This is a genomic window from Lepagella muris (assembly GCF_004793975.1).
Classification (GTDB): Bacteria; Bacteroidota; Bacteroidia; order Bacteroidales; family Muribaculaceae; genus Lepagella; species Lepagella muris.
Window position 1 is genome coordinate 1 of record NZ_SRYB01000018.1, and the last position, 20,008, is coordinate 20,008.

The 20,008-nt window shown below is 49.4% G+C and carries 14 protein-coding genes and 1 tRNA gene; 7 read left to right on the forward strand and 8 right to left on the reverse strand.

The features are described from left to right. Positions 1-113: 113 nt before the first annotated feature. Together E5331_RS12125 and E5331_RS12130 are read right to left on the reverse strand one after the other, a co-directional pair. Positions 114-698 (reverse strand): GYF domain-containing protein, encoded by a 585-nt coding sequence (locus E5331_RS12125; RefSeq protein WP_123482405.1) that lies wholly within the window; start codon positions 696-698, stop codon positions 114-116. Then, entirely contained in the window at positions 695-1,663 is a 969-nt protein-coding gene (locus E5331_RS12130; RefSeq protein ID WP_123482404.1) for a DUF4339 domain-containing protein, read from the reverse strand. Before E5331_RS12130 ends, E5331_RS12125 begins: the two co-directional genes overlap by 4 nt. A gap of 216 nt (positions 1,664-1,879) precedes the next feature. On the opposite strand from E5331_RS12130, the gene E5331_RS12135 reads away from it, so the two are divergent. Further along, positions 1,880-1,952, forward strand: a tRNA-Gly gene (locus E5331_RS12135). A 246-nt stretch (positions 1,953-2,198) separates the two neighbouring features. Here the strand turns inward: E5331_RS12135 and E5331_RS12140 are convergent. Both E5331_RS12140 and E5331_RS12145 read right to left on the reverse strand, forming a co-directional pair. After that, the gene (locus E5331_RS12140) at positions 2,199-2,843 is read right to left on the reverse strand and encodes an RloB family protein (RefSeq protein ID WP_123482403.1); all 645 of its coding nucleotides are present in this window, start codon (positions 2,841-2,843) and stop codon (positions 2,199-2,201) included. Then, positions 2,830-4,173: an AAA family ATPase gene (locus E5331_RS12145; protein ID WP_123482402.1), complete on the reverse strand. Its 1,344-nt coding sequence runs from the start codon at positions 4,171-4,173 to the stop codon at positions 2,830-2,832. Before E5331_RS12145 ends, E5331_RS12140 begins: the two co-directional genes overlap by 14 nt. A 464-nt stretch (positions 4,174-4,637) precedes the next feature. Between E5331_RS12145 and E5331_RS12150 the strand changes: the two genes are divergently transcribed. From E5331_RS12150 to E5331_RS12160, 3 genes are all read left to right on the forward strand, one after another. Beyond that, positions 4,638-6,041: a TolC family protein gene (locus E5331_RS12150; RefSeq protein ID WP_135985211.1), complete on the forward strand. Its 1,404-nt coding sequence runs from the start codon at positions 4,638-4,640 to the stop codon at positions 6,039-6,041. 76 nt (positions 6,042-6,117) lie between these two features. Further along, positions 6,118-7,242 (forward strand): efflux RND transporter periplasmic adaptor subunit, encoded by a 1,125-nt coding sequence (locus E5331_RS12155; protein ID WP_135985209.1) that lies wholly within the window; start codon positions 6,118-6,120, stop codon positions 7,240-7,242. A 228-nt stretch (positions 7,243-7,470) separates the two neighbouring features. Beyond that, a complete protein-coding gene (locus tag E5331_RS12160) occupies positions 7,471-10,623 on the forward strand; it encodes an efflux RND transporter permease subunit (protein ID WP_135985207.1) in 3,153 nt (1,050 codons plus the stop codon). Here the strand turns inward: E5331_RS12160 and E5331_RS12165 are convergent. The 4 genes from E5331_RS12165 to E5331_RS12180 all read right to left on the reverse strand — a co-directional run bounded on the left by E5331_RS12165 (position 10,618) and on the right by E5331_RS12180 (position 16,280). Further along, positions 10,618-13,173: a transglutaminase domain-containing protein gene (locus tag E5331_RS12165; RefSeq protein ID WP_275441196.1), complete on the reverse strand. Its 2,556-nt coding sequence runs from the start codon at positions 13,171-13,173 to the stop codon at positions 10,618-10,620. The two genes, E5331_RS12160 and E5331_RS12165, sit on opposite strands and share 6 nt — an antisense overlap. Before the next feature lie 23 nt (positions 13,174-13,196). Beyond that, positions 13,197-13,961 carry a copper homeostasis protein CutC gene (locus E5331_RS12170; protein ID WP_135985205.1) on the reverse strand — a complete coding sequence of 255 codons (765 nt, stop codon included), beginning with the start codon at positions 13,959-13,961 and terminating at the stop codon, positions 13,197-13,199. Continuing rightward, positions 13,958-15,217, reverse strand: coding sequence for an alpha-L-fucosidase (locus E5331_RS12175; protein ID WP_275441197.1), 1,260 nt, complete (start codon positions 15,215-15,217; stop codon positions 13,958-13,960). The genes E5331_RS12170 and E5331_RS12175 overlap by 4 nt, the downstream gene beginning before the upstream one ends. Positions 15,218-15,305: 88 nt before the next feature. After that, positions 15,306-16,280, reverse strand: coding sequence for an ROK family protein (locus E5331_RS12180; protein ID WP_123482396.1), 975 nt, complete (start codon positions 16,278-16,280; stop codon positions 15,306-15,308). 278 nt (positions 16,281-16,558) lie between these two features. On the opposite strand from E5331_RS12180, the gene E5331_RS12185 reads away from it, so the two are divergent. The 3 genes from E5331_RS12185 to E5331_RS12195 all read left to right on the forward strand — a co-directional run bounded on the left by E5331_RS12185 (position 16,559) and on the right by E5331_RS12195 (position 20,006). Then, positions 16,559-17,806, forward strand: a complete 1,248-nt coding sequence (locus E5331_RS12185; RefSeq protein ID WP_123482395.1) for an efflux RND transporter periplasmic adaptor subunit — start codon at positions 16,559-16,561, stop codon at positions 17,804-17,806. 161 nt (positions 17,807-17,967) lie between these two features. Continuing rightward, the gene (locus E5331_RS12190; protein ID WP_123482448.1) at positions 17,968-18,636 is read left to right on the forward strand and encodes an ABC transporter ATP-binding protein; all 669 of its coding nucleotides are present in this window, start codon (positions 17,968-17,970) and stop codon (positions 18,634-18,636) included. An 86-nt stretch (positions 18,637-18,722) separates the two neighbouring features. After that, positions 18,723-20,006 carry an ABC transporter permease gene (locus E5331_RS12195; protein ID WP_123482394.1) on the forward strand — a complete coding sequence of 428 codons (1,284 nt, stop codon included), beginning with the start codon at positions 18,723-18,725 and terminating at the stop codon, positions 20,004-20,006. Positions 20,007-20,008: the final 2 nt, after the last annotated feature.

Consider the following 20,008-nt stretch of genomic DNA (forward strand, 5'->3'; position numbering starts at 1 on the left):
GTAATACGTCACAAAAAAAGAGACCATCTAACTTTTGATTGTTAGACAGTCTCTTTTTTTAGAAGTCCAAGAAGTCTAAAAAAGTCCAAGAGGTCTAAGAGGTCCAAGAGATCCTAAGAAAATCTGAAAAGGAAAGCATACAGAATCATCCCGATGAAAAAGGCAATTCCTGTCCACATCTTCGCTGCGCGGCAGAAGTGCCCCGCCTCCTTCGATCCGGGCGAGTCATTCCAAGCCTTGCGTGCCTTTATCGAATAGATTATTGCCACGATTCCGGCAGGCATGAATCCGATGATTGTGACAAAGATTGCTATTGGAAGAAGAAATGGGGAGGGCGGAATGTTGTTGTCGCGCTCTTCAATCTCTTCCAAAGATGGTAGGTGCGGAGCACCGGCATCATTCAAGGCACGATCAAAACGAGTCATGCCGGATGGCGTTACTTGATCATTACCGGCAGATGGTATATCCTTAATCTCAGACGGATCAACTTCCTCTGCGGGAGCTGACTGCGATGGGTGCATGAGATCATACAGCCTGATGCGGAACATCCGGCACACATCGGCTACATCCTCCGCCTTCTCCCAATCATCCATCCCCTTACACCATATATAGGTGCCCGGTCTCACTCCGGCATTAGCGAGCTCCTCCAGTTCATAGGGACCGTATCGTTTGCCGTCGATCATCGCATAATACTTCATATAGAATATGTGATGAGATCAAATAACCTGTTGCTGGAATTAAACCAGAATATCGATGAGATCAGTCCTATTCCTGCGAGTACAAATCCGATTATGGTCATTGTCTTAGCGGTGTTGTTCGCCTGATTACCCATTGATTCGTTGCCTATGGCATAAAATCCGTTTGCTTTGTTCGCCTGGATTATTCCGATTATGCCGAATATCGCGCCTATGCAAGAGCATAGGAATCCGAGTATCGTGGCAACAATTGCCAAAGGCAACCAATTGGTGTAGGCGGAAGAGTTGCCGAACTGATTCGGATTCTGCTGCCCGTAATTCTGACCATAATTCTGTTGCCCGTAATTTTGCTGACCATAATTTTGCCCGTAGGTTTGCCCGGAATTATATTGTGGATTTGCCGCGAAATTCGGCTTGTTGTCAGCGGATTGCCCATATTGCGGATAACCGTTGGGAGTCTGAGAGCCATACCCGTAAGGATTCTGTTGCCCATATTGCGGATTATTTGCGAACCCGTTTGGCTGCGAGTAAGGGGGGTGTTGTCCGTAGGAATTACCGGTAGGGGGCACCTGATTGAGAGCGGTCATCACCTCTGTCTGGGTATAAGCCGGTTGCCAGTCGTTCATGCCGGGATGCCATACGGGGGTGTCACGTGTCAGACCATTAGCGATGAGCGCACTGATTGAAGTGGGACCGAATCTGTTTCCGGCAAACATTGCAAACCAGTTGTTGTCGGAAGTATCCTGAGATACGTTCTCATCGGTCTGGAAATTTGAAGGATTGTCAACGACATCGACATTGATGGCGAAAAGATCGGCAAGTTCCGGAAGTTCGGTTGCCTTCACCCAGTTGGTCATACCGGCACGCCATACGAGAGTGTCGGGGGATATGTTGTATTTTCGTAGCTCCTCTTTAGGGAAAGGTCCTTGTTGCTGACCGTTTACGACAAAATAATATTCAGCTTGCATTTTCGTATTGTGTTGATTATATATGCTTATAATAGCGGCATAAACTTCATTGATTATGGGTGCCTTATCAGAGAGATTGAGATATCCGGCAATTGAAGTTTAGACAACTTCTATAGGAGAGAGATGCAAAATTAGCAAAAAAAGAGGAAACACGATAAAAAAAACGGAGAATATTTTGGATAAGCGAAATATTCTTATTAAATTTGCAGCGCAAATGCGGTAATAGCTCAGTTGGTAGAGCATCAGCTTCCCAAGCTGAGGGTCACGAGTTCGAGCCTCGCTTACCGCTCAGAATGATCAGGCAGTCGGCTTACGTCGCTGCCTGATTTTTTGCTTTCAGACAATTTATGCATCCCACCCGTTTATATATTAGGAATAATGACTATATTTGCACATAGAAACATACGCCTATATAATGACGAGATATAAGAACATATTACCTATATATGGAGCAATCTGTGGTGTACCTTTACACGATAAATTCTCTTTATGAGGGTAAAATCCTGCCAATGTAGAATGCCGGGATTCATCATTATTATCTTTTTGTTGTAATGCTATCCATAAGCAGATAGACACGTGTACCGATGCTTTGTGGCCAACGGTCTTGTGGATTAGCATCTAATGCTCTTGCGCGTTTCATCGCCAATGGAGCAAAGGGAATCAGATGACAGGCTTCGTAATTAGATTCGGAATAAGAACCCAGCAAATTGCGCATACGCTGTTTCAGCCATGGAACCCCTGATTTACTCTTCTTGTTTTTAATAAGTTGTGTAAAAGTATCGTCATCATATTCCGTCACATCCTCCAGATGTAGAAGTAGCCATAATTCAAAGCATGGATTGCTCATACAAAAATGCAGGTGGGTATTTTGATAACAAAGTTGAGCAATTCTTGAAAGCATAGCCTCATGCCAGCGGTCACGGTCAATAACCAGCCAAAGTTCATCATCATCTTCAATGTTATATTCTCTCATGAAGTCGGTAATCTGCTTGTGAACGCTTTCGGGGGATGATTCGTTAGAATCTCGATTCAGGATTTCAATATGCACATTAGGTGCACAGAGTCTGTTTTTCACTTCTGCGAAATAGATAGCCTCTGTGCATCTCCCTTCGCTTGCAATTACCACCAGACGTGCCGAGCGAACCCCTTCAAGCCTGACAAAATCCTTACGCTTTCTCATCACGTTGCCAGTTTAGGGTTTCAATCGGAGCGAAAAATGGAATGGCACTGTAGCGGCCTTGCAGATAGCCTTTCTGAATATTTTCGCGAGGTTTGTATTCTGCAAGCGAAACCAACTGTGAGGCTCCATTCTTGTCTTTTTCTACAAACCATACTTCATCCGAGCGGATAAGGTCAAGATTCAGCAGGTTGCATTCGTGAGTGGAGATTATGAGTTGATTGTCGCGCTCTTTGGAAAGGCTATGCAGATAACATTCTATAAGTTTTTGCGACAATAACGGGTGCATGCTGCGGTCAAGCTCATCAATCATATAGTCTGTATCATTCTGACCAAGATCTATAAGCATTGGGATGAAGTCAAGAAGACGGATTGAGCCATCTGATTCCTCATCCATTTCAAACACAATCTCCTTATCATCGTCATTGCGGTGAACGGCTTTCTGCTTTGAAATAGAGTATGAGCCATCAGCCTTGAAGTCGAAGAAGAAACATTCGTTGCTTTCAGGGGCTGCGACCAAAGCAGTTTTACCGGGCGTTGAGTTGCTGATTATTTGATTTAGCAATGCGTCCGGAAGATTAGTCTCCTCCTTTGAGTTGACGGGGAAGCGACGGATATCAACAATGCCCGTATTGAAATATTGCAACAGTTTGCGCGTGGCATCATGAAAGGATTCATCCTGTTCCGCGTTGAATGATATCCCACGGAATCGGGTGGATGGGAAAATAATACGCAATCCGGAGGCAAACCATCCGTGAGCAACCTTTATAGGGGAAAGACCCTTACCATTACGCCCGACATATTCAGAGAGGAAGCTCTTTTTGATAGGAGTTCCCTCGCCGAGAAACTTTACAAATCTGGCAGTCTCCTCGTCACCATTTACGTCACCAAAAGAAAAGAGATTTCCATCGGAAGAGGTGACACGCTCGAAAATCTTCTTTTCAGACCGACTGTTGATTTCATAAAGCCATTCCTCCTTAATGCCGTTGATTGAGAATTCTATCCCGTATGCGAAGTATCTTCCGTAAGTTTTGAACTCAATCTCAATCTTGGATACCGGTCGAATGCTTTTTGAGAGTTTAAAAGGCTCAAACTCCCCAACAGGGAAACGACCTGATGCAATTTGTTGCAGTAAGGCTATCGCTTTGATTACATTGCTCTTCCCTGAAGCATTAGCACCATATATTATGCCGAATTTAAGGGCGGAGATATCATCGCGCTTAATGGCTCGACTCACATGAGATGTGTGGACCGAGCCTTTCCCGGCGACGAAACTCACTGAAACTTCTTCGTTGAAGGAATATATGTTTTCAAAAGTTGTCCGCAGTATCATTGTCAAACTTTTACTTGTTTTGTGCAAAGTTACGACAAATAGTTTAATTATTCAAAATTTTAGTAATCGTAAAAAAATAAGTTGTGAAAGTTTGGCGCATATTTCCGAGGGATTTCGGAGTAAGGAAGATGGAGCATAGCGGGCTATGCGACTGATTCCGCGCTCCGAAAGCACCGGAAAGATGCTGCCACAATAAAAAATTTACATTTATAACTTTAACAAGTTATTTTTTGAAGATTACTTACTCACCAATTAGTAGGATGATCATGAGGTATTCATAATATTCCCTATTTTTTATTCTATTTTTCTTTTTCTTTCTTTAGGTGGGAAATATTTTTTCTAAAGTTATTTGTTATTGAGATAGCGGGACTTCGTTGAACGGGGTGCTGCGTCATTTTTTATTGCTTCCCGAGGTATGTCTGTGCCGTCGGGGAAACTTAATCTTTTTTTGATTCCGCTATACTATGGATTACACACGATTCATACTTTCAGCTACGATTGCCGTAGCATTCTCTTCGGCATCAGCTTCTGATCCGGCAGGGGGATACGTCATGGATCCGCTTCCGGAGAGCTGGCAGATGACCCGACAATGCACCCAGACCCTCCCGACGGAGGATGACTGGTGGAAAACGTTTAACGACTCCACTCTTGACGCGCTGATAGCAAAGGCAGTCGCCAACAATTATGATGTGGCGGCGGCATTGCGTCGTATAGAGATGGCTGATAAGATTGTAAAGGAGGCACAATCGGGCTATTTCCCTACATTGTCGTTGTCAGGTTCATGGACCAAGGGGCAGCAGAGTGGTGCCGTCTCCGACCCGGTGGGACGCTATGAACGTAGCTCATATTTCTCCCTCGGCGCGACGATGAATTGGGAAATCGATGTGTTCGGAAGAGTGAAGGCGGCAGTCAAGTCAAAGAAAGCGGCGTATCAGGCAAGTAAGTCCGACTATGATGCGGTGATGGTGTCATTGTGTGCCAACATCGCGAGTGCATATATGAATCTGCGAATGTGTCAGGAGGAACTGTCGGTGGCATTGGCGCATATCGCATCACAGGATGATGTGGTGAAGATTACGGAAGCACGTTATGAGGCTGATCTTGGCGATATGCTCGACGTCACACAGGCGCGTATAGTGCTTTACGGCACCCAGACCTCCCTACCGGCACTTAGGGCAAGGATAAAGACTCTCATCAACACCATATCCATACTTGTGGGGGAATACCCCGGAGAGTTGGCGCAGCATCTATCCGTATATGAACGTATGCCCGACTACCGACAGACGGTATCGGCAGGGGTGCCGGCAGACCTTCTCCGTCGTCGCCCCGATATAATGACAGCTGAGCTTCAACTGGCACAATATGCTGCCAATGTCGGCATTTCCAAGAAAGATTTTCTCCCGACTTTATCATTGACAGGCAACATAGGCACGGCTGCCCATAACGCCGGGGATCTGTTTGGCAACAAAAGCCTTACATATTCCGTCGCCCCGCAATTGTCATGGACCCTGTTTGACGGACTTGCAAGGAATTACCGTACTGCGGAAGCGAAATTGCAACTTGAGGCGGCGGTCGACCAATATAACCTTACAGTGATGAATGCCGTGGAGGAGGTAGACAACGCCCTGATTCAATATGATGCCACATTATCTTCCATTGAGTTGCAGAAGAAAGTGGTGGAGCAGAGTGAGAAAAGCCTTAATCTTGCGGTAGACCTTTATAAGACCGGTCTGACACCATTCTCAAACGTGGTGGACGGACAGATGAACTGGCTTGAAAGTCAGAATACACTGGTGGAACTTGAAGGGAAGGCACTCGCCACGCTTGTGACCATCTATCAGTCGCTTGGTGGCGGTTGGCAACCATGATCTCTTATCCGCCAGTTAGGTCGGAGTCGCGACTTACTAATCTCCTGCTAATTTAATTATTTCTTACTTATTACTTATGAAAACACAAACGTATCTCATATATGCCCTCTATGCGGCATTAGCCATGCCTCTCGTATCCTGCCATAATAAAGGGAACGCGGAACGTGACACCACTATGCGTAAAATTGATGTTGCGGTCGCTACGACAGATTCCGTGATTCTCCACAAGACATATCCTGGTTATCTGAAATCAAAAAATTCAGCCAAGGTAGTTGGAAGGGTCGATGGCAGGCTCCTAAGTGTCAACTATAATTCAGGAGAATACGTGACAAAGGGTACAGTCCTTTTCCGTATAGACCCGACACTTTATCAGGATGCTGTCGCAAGGGCAGAAGCCGCCTTGGCGTCGGCGATAAGTGCCCGCGACTATGCCAAGAGTCATTATGCCGCCGTCAATAAGGCACTTGAGGCGAATGCTGTCTCAAAGATGGAGGTATTGTCGGCAGAGAGTGCCTACAATCAGGCAGTAGCCAACATCAAGGACTGTGAGGCTGCCCTGCATACCGCACGCACAAATCTCGGATACTGCACCGTCACGGCACCTATATCCGGATTCACTACGGATTGCATGATGAGTGCCGGTAATTATGTGAATGGTTCCGGCGCTCCGGTTGAATTGGCAACCATATATGACATATCCACGTTCAACGCTGTTTTCCAGATAGAGGATGCGCAATATGAGAGACTTGTGGGGAGAGATGGCGGAATGGGTGCGCCCGTGTATCGTCAGATTCCACTCTCATTCACCGACAGCATGACCCATAGCTATACAGCCGACCTTTATTATGAGTCGCCGTCTGTCAACCAGTCTACCGGCACTATAGAATTGAAGGGTACCGTCAATAATATAGACAACGAACTGAAGGATGGTATGTACGTCACCGTGTCGCTCCCATACGGCAGGAAATCGGATGCCATACTCGTCAAGGATGCCTCCATCGGTACTGACCAGTTGGGTAAATATCTTTACGTGGTCAATGACTCGAATAAGGTGGTCTACACACCGGTGGAGGTAGGCGACATATACCAAGATTCATTGCGGGTGATCACCAAAGGACTTCGTGCCGGAGATAAATACGTCACCAAGGCATTGCTGACAGTTCGCAACGGTGAGGAGATCTCGCCGGTTATCGTCAAATAATATATAGTTTATGGTTTATAGTTTATGGTTTATAGTTTATGGTTTAGAGTTTATGGTTTTAAGATACATGGAAATCTTCGAATCCGTTCATTATACAAAATTAAATGATCATAACCCATAAACCATAACCCTTAAACATTAAATAATATAGAGATAAAGCTACAAAGGGTTTCATTATGCTGCATTCTCAGACGGTTGATACGGGATGCTGCTGTAAAATAAAGAAATATGTTCTCCAGATTTTTCATAGACCGGCCTATCTTCGCCACTGTTATAGCCGTTCTTATGGTGCTTGCCGGCATACTTACGGTGCGCACTCTTCCCGTGGCGCAATATCCGGACATAACGCCCCCTACAGTCATGGTGTCGGCAGAATATCCCGGTGCGGATGCCGAGACTGTTGCGCGAGCCATAGGTGTCCCTATCGAGGAGCAGGTGAATGGTGTCGACGGGATGTTGTATATGAATTCATCATCCGGATCTGACGGCAGCTACGGGCTTACGATTACGTTTGAGAATGGCACCGACGTGGATCAGGCGGCTGTAGAGATTCAGAACAGGGTGCAGGAGGCTACATCACAATTGCCGACGGCAGTGGTGGAGCAGGGTGTGAGCGTAATGAAGCGGAGCAGCAACAACGTCCTCTTCATAGCTCTAACGACTGATGATCCGAAACGTTATGACGCGCTCTATCTTACCAACTACGCGCAGCTTCACATGACCGATCCGTTGTCGCGTGTGGATGGAGTCGGAGGCGTATCGGCTTTCGGTGGGGGAGAATACAGCATGAGGATATGGCTTGACCCTGAAGCGATGCGTGCGCGCGGACTTACTCCGGATGAGGTGATGGCGATGGTCAGGTCGCAGAATATGGAGGTATCGGCGGGTTCGGTAGGTGCGCCGCCGCATAATGACGGTGCGGATTTCCAATATACCCTTACCAGCAAAGGACAGCTGTCGACGGCAGAGGAATTCGGCAATATCGTATTGCGTTCCGACGGAAGCGGCATATTGCGGTTGAAAGATGTGGCTAAGGTGGAATTGGGTAGCACAAGCTATACGGCAGTGGGAAAACTCAACAATGAATCGACTGCACTTATAGGCATAGAGCAACGTCCCGGAGCGAATGCGCTCGACGTGGCTAAGGGTGCTCTTGCCGAACTTGACCGACTGTCGCAGTATTTCCCCGATGGTGTCCATTATAAGGTGGTGCTAAACTCCACCGACTACGTAAAGGAGTCGATCGATGATGTGCTCTCCACATTCGTCATAACGTCGCTTATCGTCATGGCGGTGATTCTCATTTTCCTCCAGAACTGGCGTGCGGTCATAATCCCGATGCTCTCTATTCCGGTGTCGTTGATAGCCACTTTTGCCGTGATGAAGATAATGGGGTTCTCCCTGAATACCCTTACATTGTTCGGGTTGGTGCTTGCCATAGCGATAGTGGTGGATGATGCCATAGTGGTGGTGGAGGATTGCTCACGCCTTGTCGACAAGGGCGACATGACACGTCGGGAAGCGGCTCAGAAAGCGATGATAGAGTTGCAGGGACCGGTCATCGGTGAGGTTCTTGTGCTTCTCTCGGTGTTTATCCCTACGGCGTTTGTCAGCGGCATAACGGGTGAGCTTTATAAGCAGTTTGCCCTTACGATAGCGGTCTCCACCGCATTCTCAGGTTTCAATGCACTGACATTGACCCCGGCACTCTGCGCACTCTTCCTTACGCCGCGCAAGCCATCGAAATTCATACTCTACAGATGGTTCAACAAGGGCTACAATAAGGTTGAGAGTTTTTACGACCGCAGCATAACGAAGATGCTCGGCAAGCCTGTCATCTCTCTTGCGGTCTATCTGCTTCTTGCGGCAGCCGCCTTCTGGGGCTTTGTGAAGTGGCCCACGAGTTATATTCCCGAAGAGGATATGGGATATTTCATGACCTCCATCGAGTTGCCCACCGGGGCATCGCTTGAGCGGACTCAGAAAGTGGTGGATGATCTCAGTGCGGAGATAAAGAAGATTCCGTATGTGAAGGATGTCATGAGCATATCCGGATTCTCCATGATGGGGGGTGGTGCCGCCTCCAACATGGGTTCGGTCAACGTGATACTTGAGCCATGGAGCAAACGGGGAAAGGAGGGTGGCATCAACAAGGTCATAGCGATGGTGGATGAGATTTCATCAAAATATCAGGAAGCAGTCATCTTCTCCATCAATCCTCCGGCGATACAGGGACTCGGCGAGTCATCGGGTCTTCAGATGATGCTTCTCGACATTAACAGTCTTGGCACCGCAGAGATGGCAAAGGCTCTTGACGACGTGACACGCATGGCGGAAGAGGATCCGCGCATCAAGCAGGTGACGTCGCTCTTTCAGGGCACCGTGCCGCAATATCAGGTGAAGATTGACCGCGACAGGATAAAGCTTTTGGGAGTGATGATGGAGGATGTCTACAGCGCAATGGCTGCCTATCTCGGCGGCAGTTACGTCAACGACTTCGTGGAGTTCGGACGCACGTATCAGGTGACGGTTCAGGCTAACGGCATCGACAGGAGCCGGGTCGGCGACGTATTGCGTCTCTCTGTGAAGAACAGTTCCGGCGAGATGGTTCCCTTCAGCACATTCGCCACGATAGAGTCAACTATGGGCGCGCCGAGTGTGTCGCGCTACAACATGTATGAGTCTGCCTCTCTGACCGCCACTTTGGCAGACGGGGTAAGCTCTTCCGAAGGTATCAAGGCGATGGAGGAGATAGTGGGCGACGCATTGGGTAAGAGTTATTCCTACGCATGGAGCGGAATAGCCTATCAGGAAACACAGTCGGGCACCACGGTAAGTTTCGTGCTGATATTCGCCATTGTTATGACGCTGCTTGTGCTGTCTGCCCAATATGAGAGTTGGACCGATCCGATAGCCGTTGTGCTCAGTATGCCGGTGGCTATACTCGGCACGGTGCTGGGTTGCATCTTCATGCACCAGAGCATAAGCATCTATACCCAGATAGGTATAATACTTCTGCTCGGCATGTCGGCTAAGAATGCGATATTGATAGTGGAATATGCCATGGATTTCCGCAAGCAGGGTGAGCCGATACGCAAGGCGGCGCACGATGCCGGTGTGATACGTTTCCGTCCTATAATGATGACGGCACTTGCATTCGTGTTTGGTGTCATGCCCATGATGTTTGCCACCGGTGCGGGAGCCAACAGCCGTATAGAGATAGGCACGGCAGTGGTGTTCGGCATGGCGATGAACGCCTTAATCGGCACGCTGTTCGTCCCCAACTTCTGGGAACTGATGCAGACCATAAGGGAGAAATATCTTGCTGGGCTCTTCAAGGACCCCATGCAGAAGCCGCAGAAGAAGAATGATTCATTATAGCCGGGAGAGGATCGATAGGATCTTCTCACCGGTGCCGATGGTGTATCCTGTAGATACCCACACCACACGGTTGAATGTGTCGGCGATGACGAATATCGGGTCAGTCACGTCGGAAAGGTGGAGCGATTCGATGAGTTCGTTGCGGCTCACGCCATTATTGTCGATGCCGTATACCACGTTGTCAGGCATATTCGGGAACATCCCCTTGTCGAAACGTGAGGCTTTGCCTGCATCTTCGAATAGAAGCATTATCTTGACCCCTGACTCCTCCAGCTTGTCGCTGACAGCGGATATGTCGTTTAGCGCGTGGGCAGATGGCTCATGGTTGGGAGAGATGAGTCCGACCACGTAATATCCGCGTCCTGTCGTGGAGAGTATGCTCTTGTCTGTGTCGGTTGCGAGGTCATGATAGATATTCTCGGCATTCAGCGACCCTATCACCGATATTGCGGAATTATCCTGGCGTATTTCCAACGGCAGGGATACGTTCTCATCGGGTGCAATCGTGAATATGCGGCTGAGTGCAAGCACACCTCCGTCAGCGAGACGCTGACCGCTCGTGAGTATATATTGCCCTGCCTCAAGCTCAACAGGCGCGGAGAATGTCTGCGCCCATGTGGCATCTTCCGGAAACTCCAGCTGACGCGGCACACCATTCTCTATCCTTGAAATGGAGAATTGTGAATAATATTTTGGATCTACGATATATCCGTCGGGGGAGAAGGTGAGTGAGAGCGTCCCTTTCGGGGTTGACAGGTCATTTTTATCAGAACCTGGGTCGTTGTATTTCGCGAAATCTGCATTTATCCAGTTTTGTGAATTATCGGCATACTGTGTCGCACCCGTCACGGGATCTATGCGTGCCGGAATACCGGCAGTGCGAGCCATAGCCACGAAGAATATGTTTCGCGACAGTGGGTCAGCCTGACGTGTGCGCCACACTCCTCCGGGCGACATGCGGAGCAGTTTCTGAGGATTCTCCTTATCATCGGGCGATATATTCAGAGCCACCCATTCCACAAGCCTTTCCGGATTTGCAGCGAAATCCTTTGACGGAATCTTTGAAAGAGCCTCCGTCAATTGAGATCTCCAGCAGGTGAGGAACTCATTCTCCACACGCGGATTCAGCACGTATTTATTGAAGAACTCCACGGGCATACCTTTGCCGTTTTTGACGCAGTGGCTCAGATGGTCTTTCACCACGTCCATCGGTATGTCGCGCCTGTCCTTCTCCGATACGTTGAGCAGCAGGTCAATTGCCCTCTGCCTATCCTTCTTCGGCAGACCTGTCAGCATATTGGTGATATTCCGATGGTTGCCACGCGCTTCGGTCAGTATTTTCACGAGAGCATCCTTATCCACATTAAGGCTTCGGGCAATCTCGGCTGCCTGTTGTGGAGTGGCGAAAGTAGCCACGTATGCATTCCTTATTGAATCCTCAAGGTGCATACGACGGTCGTTCTCGGCGCGTTGCTGAGGCGTTATGGTCGGTAGCTTCGCGCCGGAGGGTGGGGGAGTTATGTTGAACTCCTCCGTGACGGAATCGGACTGTTTCTTGTCAAGCACCACTTTAAGCGCAGGCGTGTTGCCTGCGGCATAGTCGCGTGGCGAGCCTTTGGCATAACCGAACGATTCCCCGTCGGTCGCCCACACTATGAGATCACCGAGTCCGGCGGTCAGGGATGCCTTTCCATCGTTGTCGGCAGTTTTCGTGACGGCAGGATAATATTCCGCATAATTATATATGCAGAAATTCACCTTTGCCCCTTTTGCCGGGGTGCCGTCGACATTCACCACTTCCACGGGAAGCGTAGCCACGGGCGCATAGTTGGAGGTGGTGTTGATACGTGTGGTGAGAGGCTGTTTCAGCAGTACCTCCTCCGGACCATTATAGTCGCCCGCCACATTCGTGTTCATCAGCATACCGCGTGATGCCGGAGCGTTGAACCATGCCAAGTTCAGTATCGGTTCCGGCTCACACGCACCCAAGAAATACCATTTCCCGTCTGCCCAAGCCTCCACCCATGCGTGGTTATCGTCGGTATGTGCCCAGCGAGGGGTGTAGATCTGTCGGGCAGGTATTCCGACAGCCCTTAGAGCCGCCACAGTGAAAGTGGATTCCTCACCACATCGTCCGATAGCTTGGCTCAAGGCGGAGAGTGGGGAGGAGGTGCGTGCATCCGAGGGCTTGTAGGTCACTTTCTCATGACACCAATGGTTCACCTCCAATATTGCATCCTTCATCGACAATCCCTTCACCCTATCCTTCAGCTCATCGTAGAATACCATTCGGGCATTGTCAAGATTCTCATTGTTGATCCTGACCGGAAGCACGAAGTGCATGAATTCCCGTTGCGGCACAGACTTTCCCCACGGCAGCTCCTCCCTTGCTTTCAGCGACGCGTTGATATTCTCAAGATAGAATTCCTTTGAATAATCAGTCTTGTCGGGTAGCGACATGGTGGCGTAAAGGAAGTCGAGAGCTTCCCGGGGATTGAGTGCAGAAGCGGAAACGGCATAGCATACAAAAGGGATGAAAAGCGATTTCATAAATGAAGGAGTTGGGAGAGGTATTAGTGTAAGGTTTTCAATAACTTTTCCACCATATCGGGAGATGTGGAGAGGGGGGCATACTCATCAGAGCCGGGAGCACCCATCGACACGAGCGGACGACGGAATTTCATTTTGCTTGGGATCGGCTTCCGTGCGGTGGCATGGATGGCATTCACTCCGGTAGCTGCGATTATCTCGGCAGCATTCGACGGGTTGATGCCCGATCCTGCCATTATCGAGATTCTTCCGTTTGCCTTATCCACGAGTTTGCTTATCTGCGGGATACCCCTTATTGCGGATGGCGCGGCACCGGAAGTCAGCAGGCAGTCGCAACCCAATTCGATGATATCTTCAAGGCTTGCCACCGGATCGCGTGAGACGTCGAAGGCGCGATGGAAAGTGATGTTCAGTTTCTCCAGACCCTTCTCGCGAGCTGTGTTTCGCGCCACGTCGATAAGACGCCGCATGGCATCCTTATCGATATCGCCTTCCGGAGTGAGCACCCCGATGACAATCCCGTTGACGCCGGCAGTGATGGAATTCCGGATATCGTTCTCCATCAGCGACAACTCTGTGTCGGAATAAAGGAAATCACCCGGTCTGGGTCGTATCAGCACGTTGATGTTTTCGATGCCTGACTCTATAGCTGAAAGAATAAGACCGAACGAGGGTGTCAGTCCCCCTTCGGAAAGTCCGGAGCAGAGCTCGATTCTGGAAGCTCCCCCCTCTTTAGCGGCGAGTACGCTTGCAATATCGCCGCAGCATATTTCAAGTTGGCGTGTCATAATCTACATTCAATGATATGGTCAATCCCGGTAGGAATTGAGTCAAGGTGCAGCACGGTGTGGCTGCCCGTATGAGTCATTCTCACGGATTTACCCGATTTGTATTCAAAAGCTTTCTTTATCTTAGTCTCTATTGGGAGTAGGATAGCAGAGGTTTCGGGGCTCATCACGTGGACGAAAAGACGATCCCCTTTCCGGGTGGTTGTGCCCCAGGATTGGGCGGGAAACGGACCGGCTTCCGTCTCATAAATGGTCTCGCCATACGAGCGCAGCCATTCCCCCATCTCCTTCATACGGGCGAGGGCAGTGGCGGGCAGTTCACCGTTAGGCTGAGGACCGACGTTAAGCAGAAGGTTGGCACCCATTCCTGCGGCTTTCACGAGATAGCGTATCAGGGTGGGGGTGTCCTTATAGTTCTGGTCCATTATCTTGTATCCCCACATCCCGTTCATCGTGTTGCACGTCTCGAGTGGCAGCCGGCTCACCTCCTGACCCGACAGTCCGGCAGTATTCTCGCCCGGCAGGTCGCGCTCGAAGATCTGTATATCTTCGCCTGCGAATGGAGCCTGGTGATGATTGTTAGCCACCATGCAACCCGGCTGTAGGGAATGTATCATGCCATATTGTTCGGGGAGATGCCAGTCGAAGGGGGTGGCGTCCTCATCATGATCCCACCATCCGTCGAACCAAATCGCCCTTATCGGTCCATAATTTGTAAGGAGTTCGGTGAGCTGACGGTTCATGAATCCATAGTAGGAATCCCAGTCGGCTTTACCGGAATCGCGTCCGGTGGAGTGTCCGGTGCGTCCTTGCGGATAGTCATCGCGCACCCAGTCAAGATGCGAGTAATAGAGATGCAGGGCGATCCCCTGACGATGACATTCGTCGGCTATCTCTTTCAGTATATCGCGTTTGAAAGGTGTGCCGTCTACTATATTATAGTCATTCTCGGCAGTGTGAAACATCGAGAAGCCGTCGTGGTGGCGTGTGGTGATAGTGATGTATTTCGCTCCGGCATCCTTTATAGCCGACACCCATTCCTCGGCATTGAAATCAGAGGGATAGAATCCTTTCGCCGCCTTCATATATTCCTCAGCCTGCGGTCCATAATTGAGATACCATTCCCCCTGCCCGAACATGCTGTATATCCCCCAATGAATGAATATGCCGAACCGGTCGTCGGCAAATTGCTCACGGCTTTTCAGCACTTCCGGAGAGGGTACGTATTCTTGGGCGATCGAAATGTTGGCTAACATTAACGCTGCCAATATTGTCAGAAGTTTCATTTCAATAAGTGGAAGACAATGAATTAAAAACAATGAATGGAATATGCCAGGAGGAGGATCAATGATTATTCATATATGGGAGTGAGGCTGCGCCGAGAATAGCGGCATCGGCATCGCTTAGTCCGGATAATGAGAAACGCACACGGTCGCGGTATAGATGCAGCGCAGCAGGGCGGAATGCCTCACGCATCGGATCCAGGAGAAGATCGTTGGCTTTTGCTACTCCGCCGAAAAGTATTATGGCTTCCGGGTCGGTCATTGCGGCAAATTCAGCGGCAGCCAATCCGAGGCATCTTCCGGTGAACTCATACACCTGCAATGCGAGTTTATCCCCGGCACGAGCATATTCCTCCACCACTTTCGGCGACAGCTCGGATAGCTGACATTCGCGCATCATCGAGGGCTCATCGGTCTCCTCAAGAAGTCGTCTTGTGGTCTCGCGTATACCCTTTGCTGATGCCACAGTCTGAAGACAACCGTTTCTGCCGCAACTGCATTTACGGTCGGCGGCAAACGGGAAAGTTACATGCCCTAATTCCCCGGCAAAACCTCTTGTGCCGGAAAGCAGATGTCCGTCGCACACGATGCCGCTACCCACGCCTGTGCCTAACGTCAGGACTATGAAGTTCTTAAGACCGACGGCAGATCCGTAGGTCATCTCACCGATGGCGGCGGCATTCGCATCGTTGGTCACTATTGTAGGCAGCCCGAGACGTTTCTCCATCATGCTTGCAAGCGGAATGGGTGATTTCCATGGTAGGTCGGTGGCAGCCTCTATACATCCTGTTACGGCGTTCGCACAAGGTGCGCCTATGCCTATACCGAGAATCTCGCCTTCAAGATCGGAAGAGGAAATAAGGTCGCTGATCCCTTGTGCGAGGCGGTCGCCCCATTCCTCTACTGTAGGAGTGACGGTATCTATCATATCCTTGGCAATTATATGCCCTACGGAATCTACAATCGCGAAAGAGGTGGTGGTTCCACCGAGGTCAACTCCTATTGTAAAAGGAGGATATATAGGAAAAATGCTCATGTCGTATTAGGTTTTGAGCGTGAAATTAATTAAAGTTTCTGAATCGTGCAAAATATTTGATAAATTATCTGCAATTATGCTAAAAATCTGGCAAAGGTAATTTGCGGGGGAGTGTCGCATTTATGGCGGAGTGTAACAGGTGTACGCCCCACAGGGTGTCCGAATCCGTACAGTTGTCCGATGTTGTACAGTTGGTTTATTTGATAATATTGTGATATATAGTCTGTTGCTGAATTGGCACGCGTTTTGTCACTATTCCGGGCATAAAACGAAAAAACATGGACAGAGAAATATCAATTGAAGAAAGACGAAAGGAGAGCCGAAAGAAGAGGCTGTATGTCGGAGGAGTGTTTCTTGCGGTGGTGGCTTCTGTGGCGGGTCTTATGATGCTTTTGGGAGAAAGCGTGAAGGAGAATGACCTCCTTATCAAGAAAGCGGAGCTTGCGTCGCTTGAGAGCAGCGTGTCGGCATCAGGCAAGATAGTGCCGCTCTATGAGCAGGCGATAGTCTCTCCTGTCGCCACGAGAATAATAGAGGTGTATTGCAACGAAGGCGACACCGTGGAGGCGGATCAGTCTCTGTTGAAACTAGACCTTCAGTCGGCGGAGACAGACCTGCGCCGCATCAGCGATGAGGTGAGCATGAAGAAGAATGAGATAGAGCAGGCATCGCTTGCGAACGCCACGTATCTCACCGACCTTGAGATGAAGATAAAGGTGAAGGAGATGTCGGTGAGTCATCTGAAGGCGGAGGTGGCGAATGAGAAACGTCTCGACAGCATCGGAAGTGGCACCGGCGACCGTATCCGCGAAGCTGAACTCGCCTATTCCACCGCACGCCTTGAACTCGAACAGCTGAAGATGCAGCTAAACAATGAGCGTAAGTCGCATGCAGCCTCCTTCCGCAGTAAGCAGTTGGAGGGTAGCATATCGGCACGCAATCTTGAGGAGATGCGCCGCACGCTTGACGATGCCAGGGTGAAGGCTCCGCGAAAGGGCACCGTGACGTGGCTTAACAAGGATCTCGGCGCGAGCATCGGGGCGGGGCAGAAGCTGGCGGTCGTGTCAGACCTTACCCACTTCAAGATAGAGGGTGAGATTCCCGAGAGCAATTCAGGGAAACTCTCCGTAGGCTCGACTGTAGTGGTGAGGATAAACCGCAATACAGTCACAGGCAAGATCGCGACAATCTCCCCGCAGAGCATCAACGGCATGGCTCAGTTCACTGTCTTTCTTGATAATGATAACGACCATCTTCTCCGTTCCGGTTTGCGCACCGATCTCAACGTGGTGTATGACGTCAGGGAGAACGTGGTCAGAATCCCCAACGGGTCATATTTCCAGGGAGCCGGCAATTACTTTCTATTCGTAAAGGTAGCCGATGACAAGCTCGAACGACGCAACGTTCTGCTTGGCGATAGCAATTTCGACTATGTGGAGGTTAAATCCGGCATCTCTCCCGGAGAGGAGGTCGTGATCAGCGACATGAGCAGCTACAAAGAGAAGAAATCAATAAATCTGAAATAATAACTGAAGCCCTCAAATAGCCAACTCATCCCGCGGGTATCCCCCAATCCCCGCTAAAGAGGAAGCTGATATGTGTCCTCTGGAGTTCAGTGCCCGAGCCCATGGGCGAGGGGTGCCGTCAAACAAAAAACGAAACCAAAAAAATAACAACAACAATGGCAATAATTACATTAAAAGGTGTAGACAAGATCTACCGCACAAAAGAGATTGAGACTTTAGCACTTGAAAACGTCAACCTTGATATAGAGAAAGGTGAGTTCGTCAGCATAATGGGACCCTCCGGATGCGGAAAGTCCACACTCCTGAATATAATCGGACTCCTTGATGTGCCGACAAATGGCACAGTCACAATAATGGGCGACAAGACCGGCAATATGAACGACAGCCGTCTTTCCGAATTCCGCAACCGCAACATCGGATTCGTGTTCCAGAGTTTCCACCTCATACCGTCGCTCAACGTGGCAGACAACGTGGCACTTCCGCTTGCCTATCGTCATGGAGTCAGCGGCAAGGAGCGCGATGAAAAGGTGGCAGAGGTGTTGACCCGTCTGGGACTGAGCCACAGGATGCGTCATTTCCCCGGACAGTTGTCGGGCGGTCAGTGCCAGAGAGTGGCGATAGCGAGAGCGATAATAGGCGATCCGCAGATAGTGCTTGCCGACGAGCCAACCGGTAATCTTGACTCAACGATGGGACAGGAGGTGATGGAGATCCTGCATGCCCTCAACAAAGAGGACGGGCGCACGATAGTGATGGTGACACACAACGAAAGCCAGGCACGCATGACCGACCGCATCATCCGCTTCTTCGACGGACGTCAAGTAGAATAATCAGGAGCTGATATGTGTCCTCTGGAGTTCCGTGCCCTCGCCCATGGGCGAGGGGTGCCGAATATAACCAATAAACCAAAAAGAATATGAATTATTTCAAGCAGATATATTACGAGATGAAGCATCAGAGGATGATGACGTGGGTGTCGATCGGCGGCACCGCGTTGGCAATCTTCCTTGTGATGGCTTTCATCATGGCAGACCGGATAAACACCGTTGAGGTTGCTCCGGAATCCAACCGAGCCCGTATCCTTCAGGCTACAGGATTACATATAATTGAAGAGAAAAACGAGGGCTCCACATGGGGTCTGAACTATAAATTGCTCGATAGACTTTATGGTAATCTTGACGGCATAGAGATGGTGTGCTATCAATATGCATTCGACGAACCGAGCGACGTGAATGTAAAGAATGGAGAGATCCTGTCAATGCCGTCAAAAAAGGTGGATGCCAATTACTGGAATATATATGATTTCTCATTCATCGACGGTCGCCCTTTCGATGAGGCGGAGGCAGCCTCGTCAAAAGTGGTGGTGCTGAGCCGTTCATTGGCACGTGCGCTATTCGGTGAGGAGAAGGTAGCAGGAAGGGAGATTGAGGTGAATGCCTATTCTTATAGGGTAATCGGAGTGGTTGAGGATGTCAACCCACTTCTTAGAAGCACCAATTCCAAACTCTACATCCCGTATAATCCTGCCGGTAAAAATGAGAGGGATGAATATTTCGGTTCTTCGATGATGACATTGTTGATGAAACCGGGTGTGTCGGCAGAATCGGTCAAGGCACAGGTGGAGAAACGTTATGAGATGCTTCAGTCAGATCTTTCGAAAGATAATAAGAGGGTGGTCTATCATGGTCAGCCCTACACCACCGAAGAGGTCGGGGAGGGTGGCTATGGAAGCAACAATGGTCCCGATATTGAGCAGAGCAGATTGTTGGATTATATAGTGTATGGCATAATAATCCTTCTTCCGGCAATAAATCTCAGCAGCATGACGCGCAGCCGTCTGCGTCACAGGGTGTCGGAGATCGGAGTGAGAAGAGCATTCGGTGCGAAACGCAGTGCAATCATACGTCAGATACTTGGAGAGAACCTTATCATCACAATGGTAGGTGGACTGATAGGTATGGTGGTGAGTATTATCTTCATGTATCTGATGTTTGATGTCTTCTTCAACTCAGGCAGCATTTTTGGAGCTTCATCATTGGAGGAGGCACAGGCGCGTCCTGATATGGGCATGTTGATGACATGGCAGAATTTTACAGTGGCATTTATAATTTGTTTTATCTTGAATCTTCTGAGTGCGTTCGTTCCGGCATGGAAAGCATCTAAGGTTGAACCTGCTGTGGCAATTTCAAGGGCACATTAAAG

What these genes read in the sequence shown, in the direction of transcription:
- E5331_RS12125 (WP_123482405.1), bottom strand. Translation starts at nt 698, where the DNA reads ATGAAGTATTATGCGATGATCGACGGCAAACGATACGGTCCCTATGAA.
- E5331_RS12130 (WP_123482404.1), bottom strand. Translation starts at nt 1,663, where the DNA reads ATGCAAGCTGAATATTATTTTGTCGTAAACGGTCAGCAACAAGGACCT.
- E5331_RS12140 (WP_123482403.1), bottom strand. Translation starts at nt 2,843, where the DNA reads ATGAGAAAGCGTAAGGATTTTGTCAGGCTTGAAGGGGTTCGCTCGGCA.
- E5331_RS12145 (WP_123482402.1), bottom strand. Translation starts at nt 4,173, where the DNA reads ATGATACTGCGGACAACTTTTGAAAACATATATTCCTTCAACGAAGAA.
- E5331_RS12150 (WP_135985211.1), top strand. Translation starts at nt 4,638, where the DNA reads ATGGATTACACACGATTCATACTTTCAGCTACGATTGCCGTAGCATTC.
- E5331_RS12155 (WP_135985209.1), top strand. Translation starts at nt 6,118, where the DNA reads ATGAAAACACAAACGTATCTCATATATGCCCTCTATGCGGCATTAGCC.
- E5331_RS12160 (WP_135985207.1), top strand. Translation starts at nt 7,471, where the DNA reads ATGTTCTCCAGATTTTTCATAGACCGGCCTATCTTCGCCACTGTTATA.
- E5331_RS12165 (WP_275441196.1), bottom strand. Translation starts at nt 13,173, where the DNA reads ATGAAATCGCTTTTCATCCCTTTTGTATGCTATGCCGTTTCCGCTTCT.
- E5331_RS12170 (WP_135985205.1), bottom strand. Translation starts at nt 13,961, where the DNA reads ATGACACGCCAACTTGAAATATGCTGCGGCGATATTGCAAGCGTACTC.
- E5331_RS12175 (WP_275441197.1), bottom strand. Translation starts at nt 15,217, where the DNA reads ATGTTAGCCAACATTTCGATCGCCCAAGAATACGTACCCTCTCCGGAA.
- E5331_RS12180 (WP_123482396.1), bottom strand. Translation starts at nt 16,280, where the DNA reads ATGAGCATTTTTCCTATATATCCTCCTTTTACAATAGGAGTTGACCTC.
- E5331_RS12185 (WP_123482395.1), top strand. Translation starts at nt 16,559, where the DNA reads ATGGACAGAGAAATATCAATTGAAGAAAGACGAAAGGAGAGCCGAAAG.
- E5331_RS12195 (WP_123482394.1), top strand. Translation starts at nt 18,723, where the DNA reads ATGAATTATTTCAAGCAGATATATTACGAGATGAAGCATCAGAGGATG.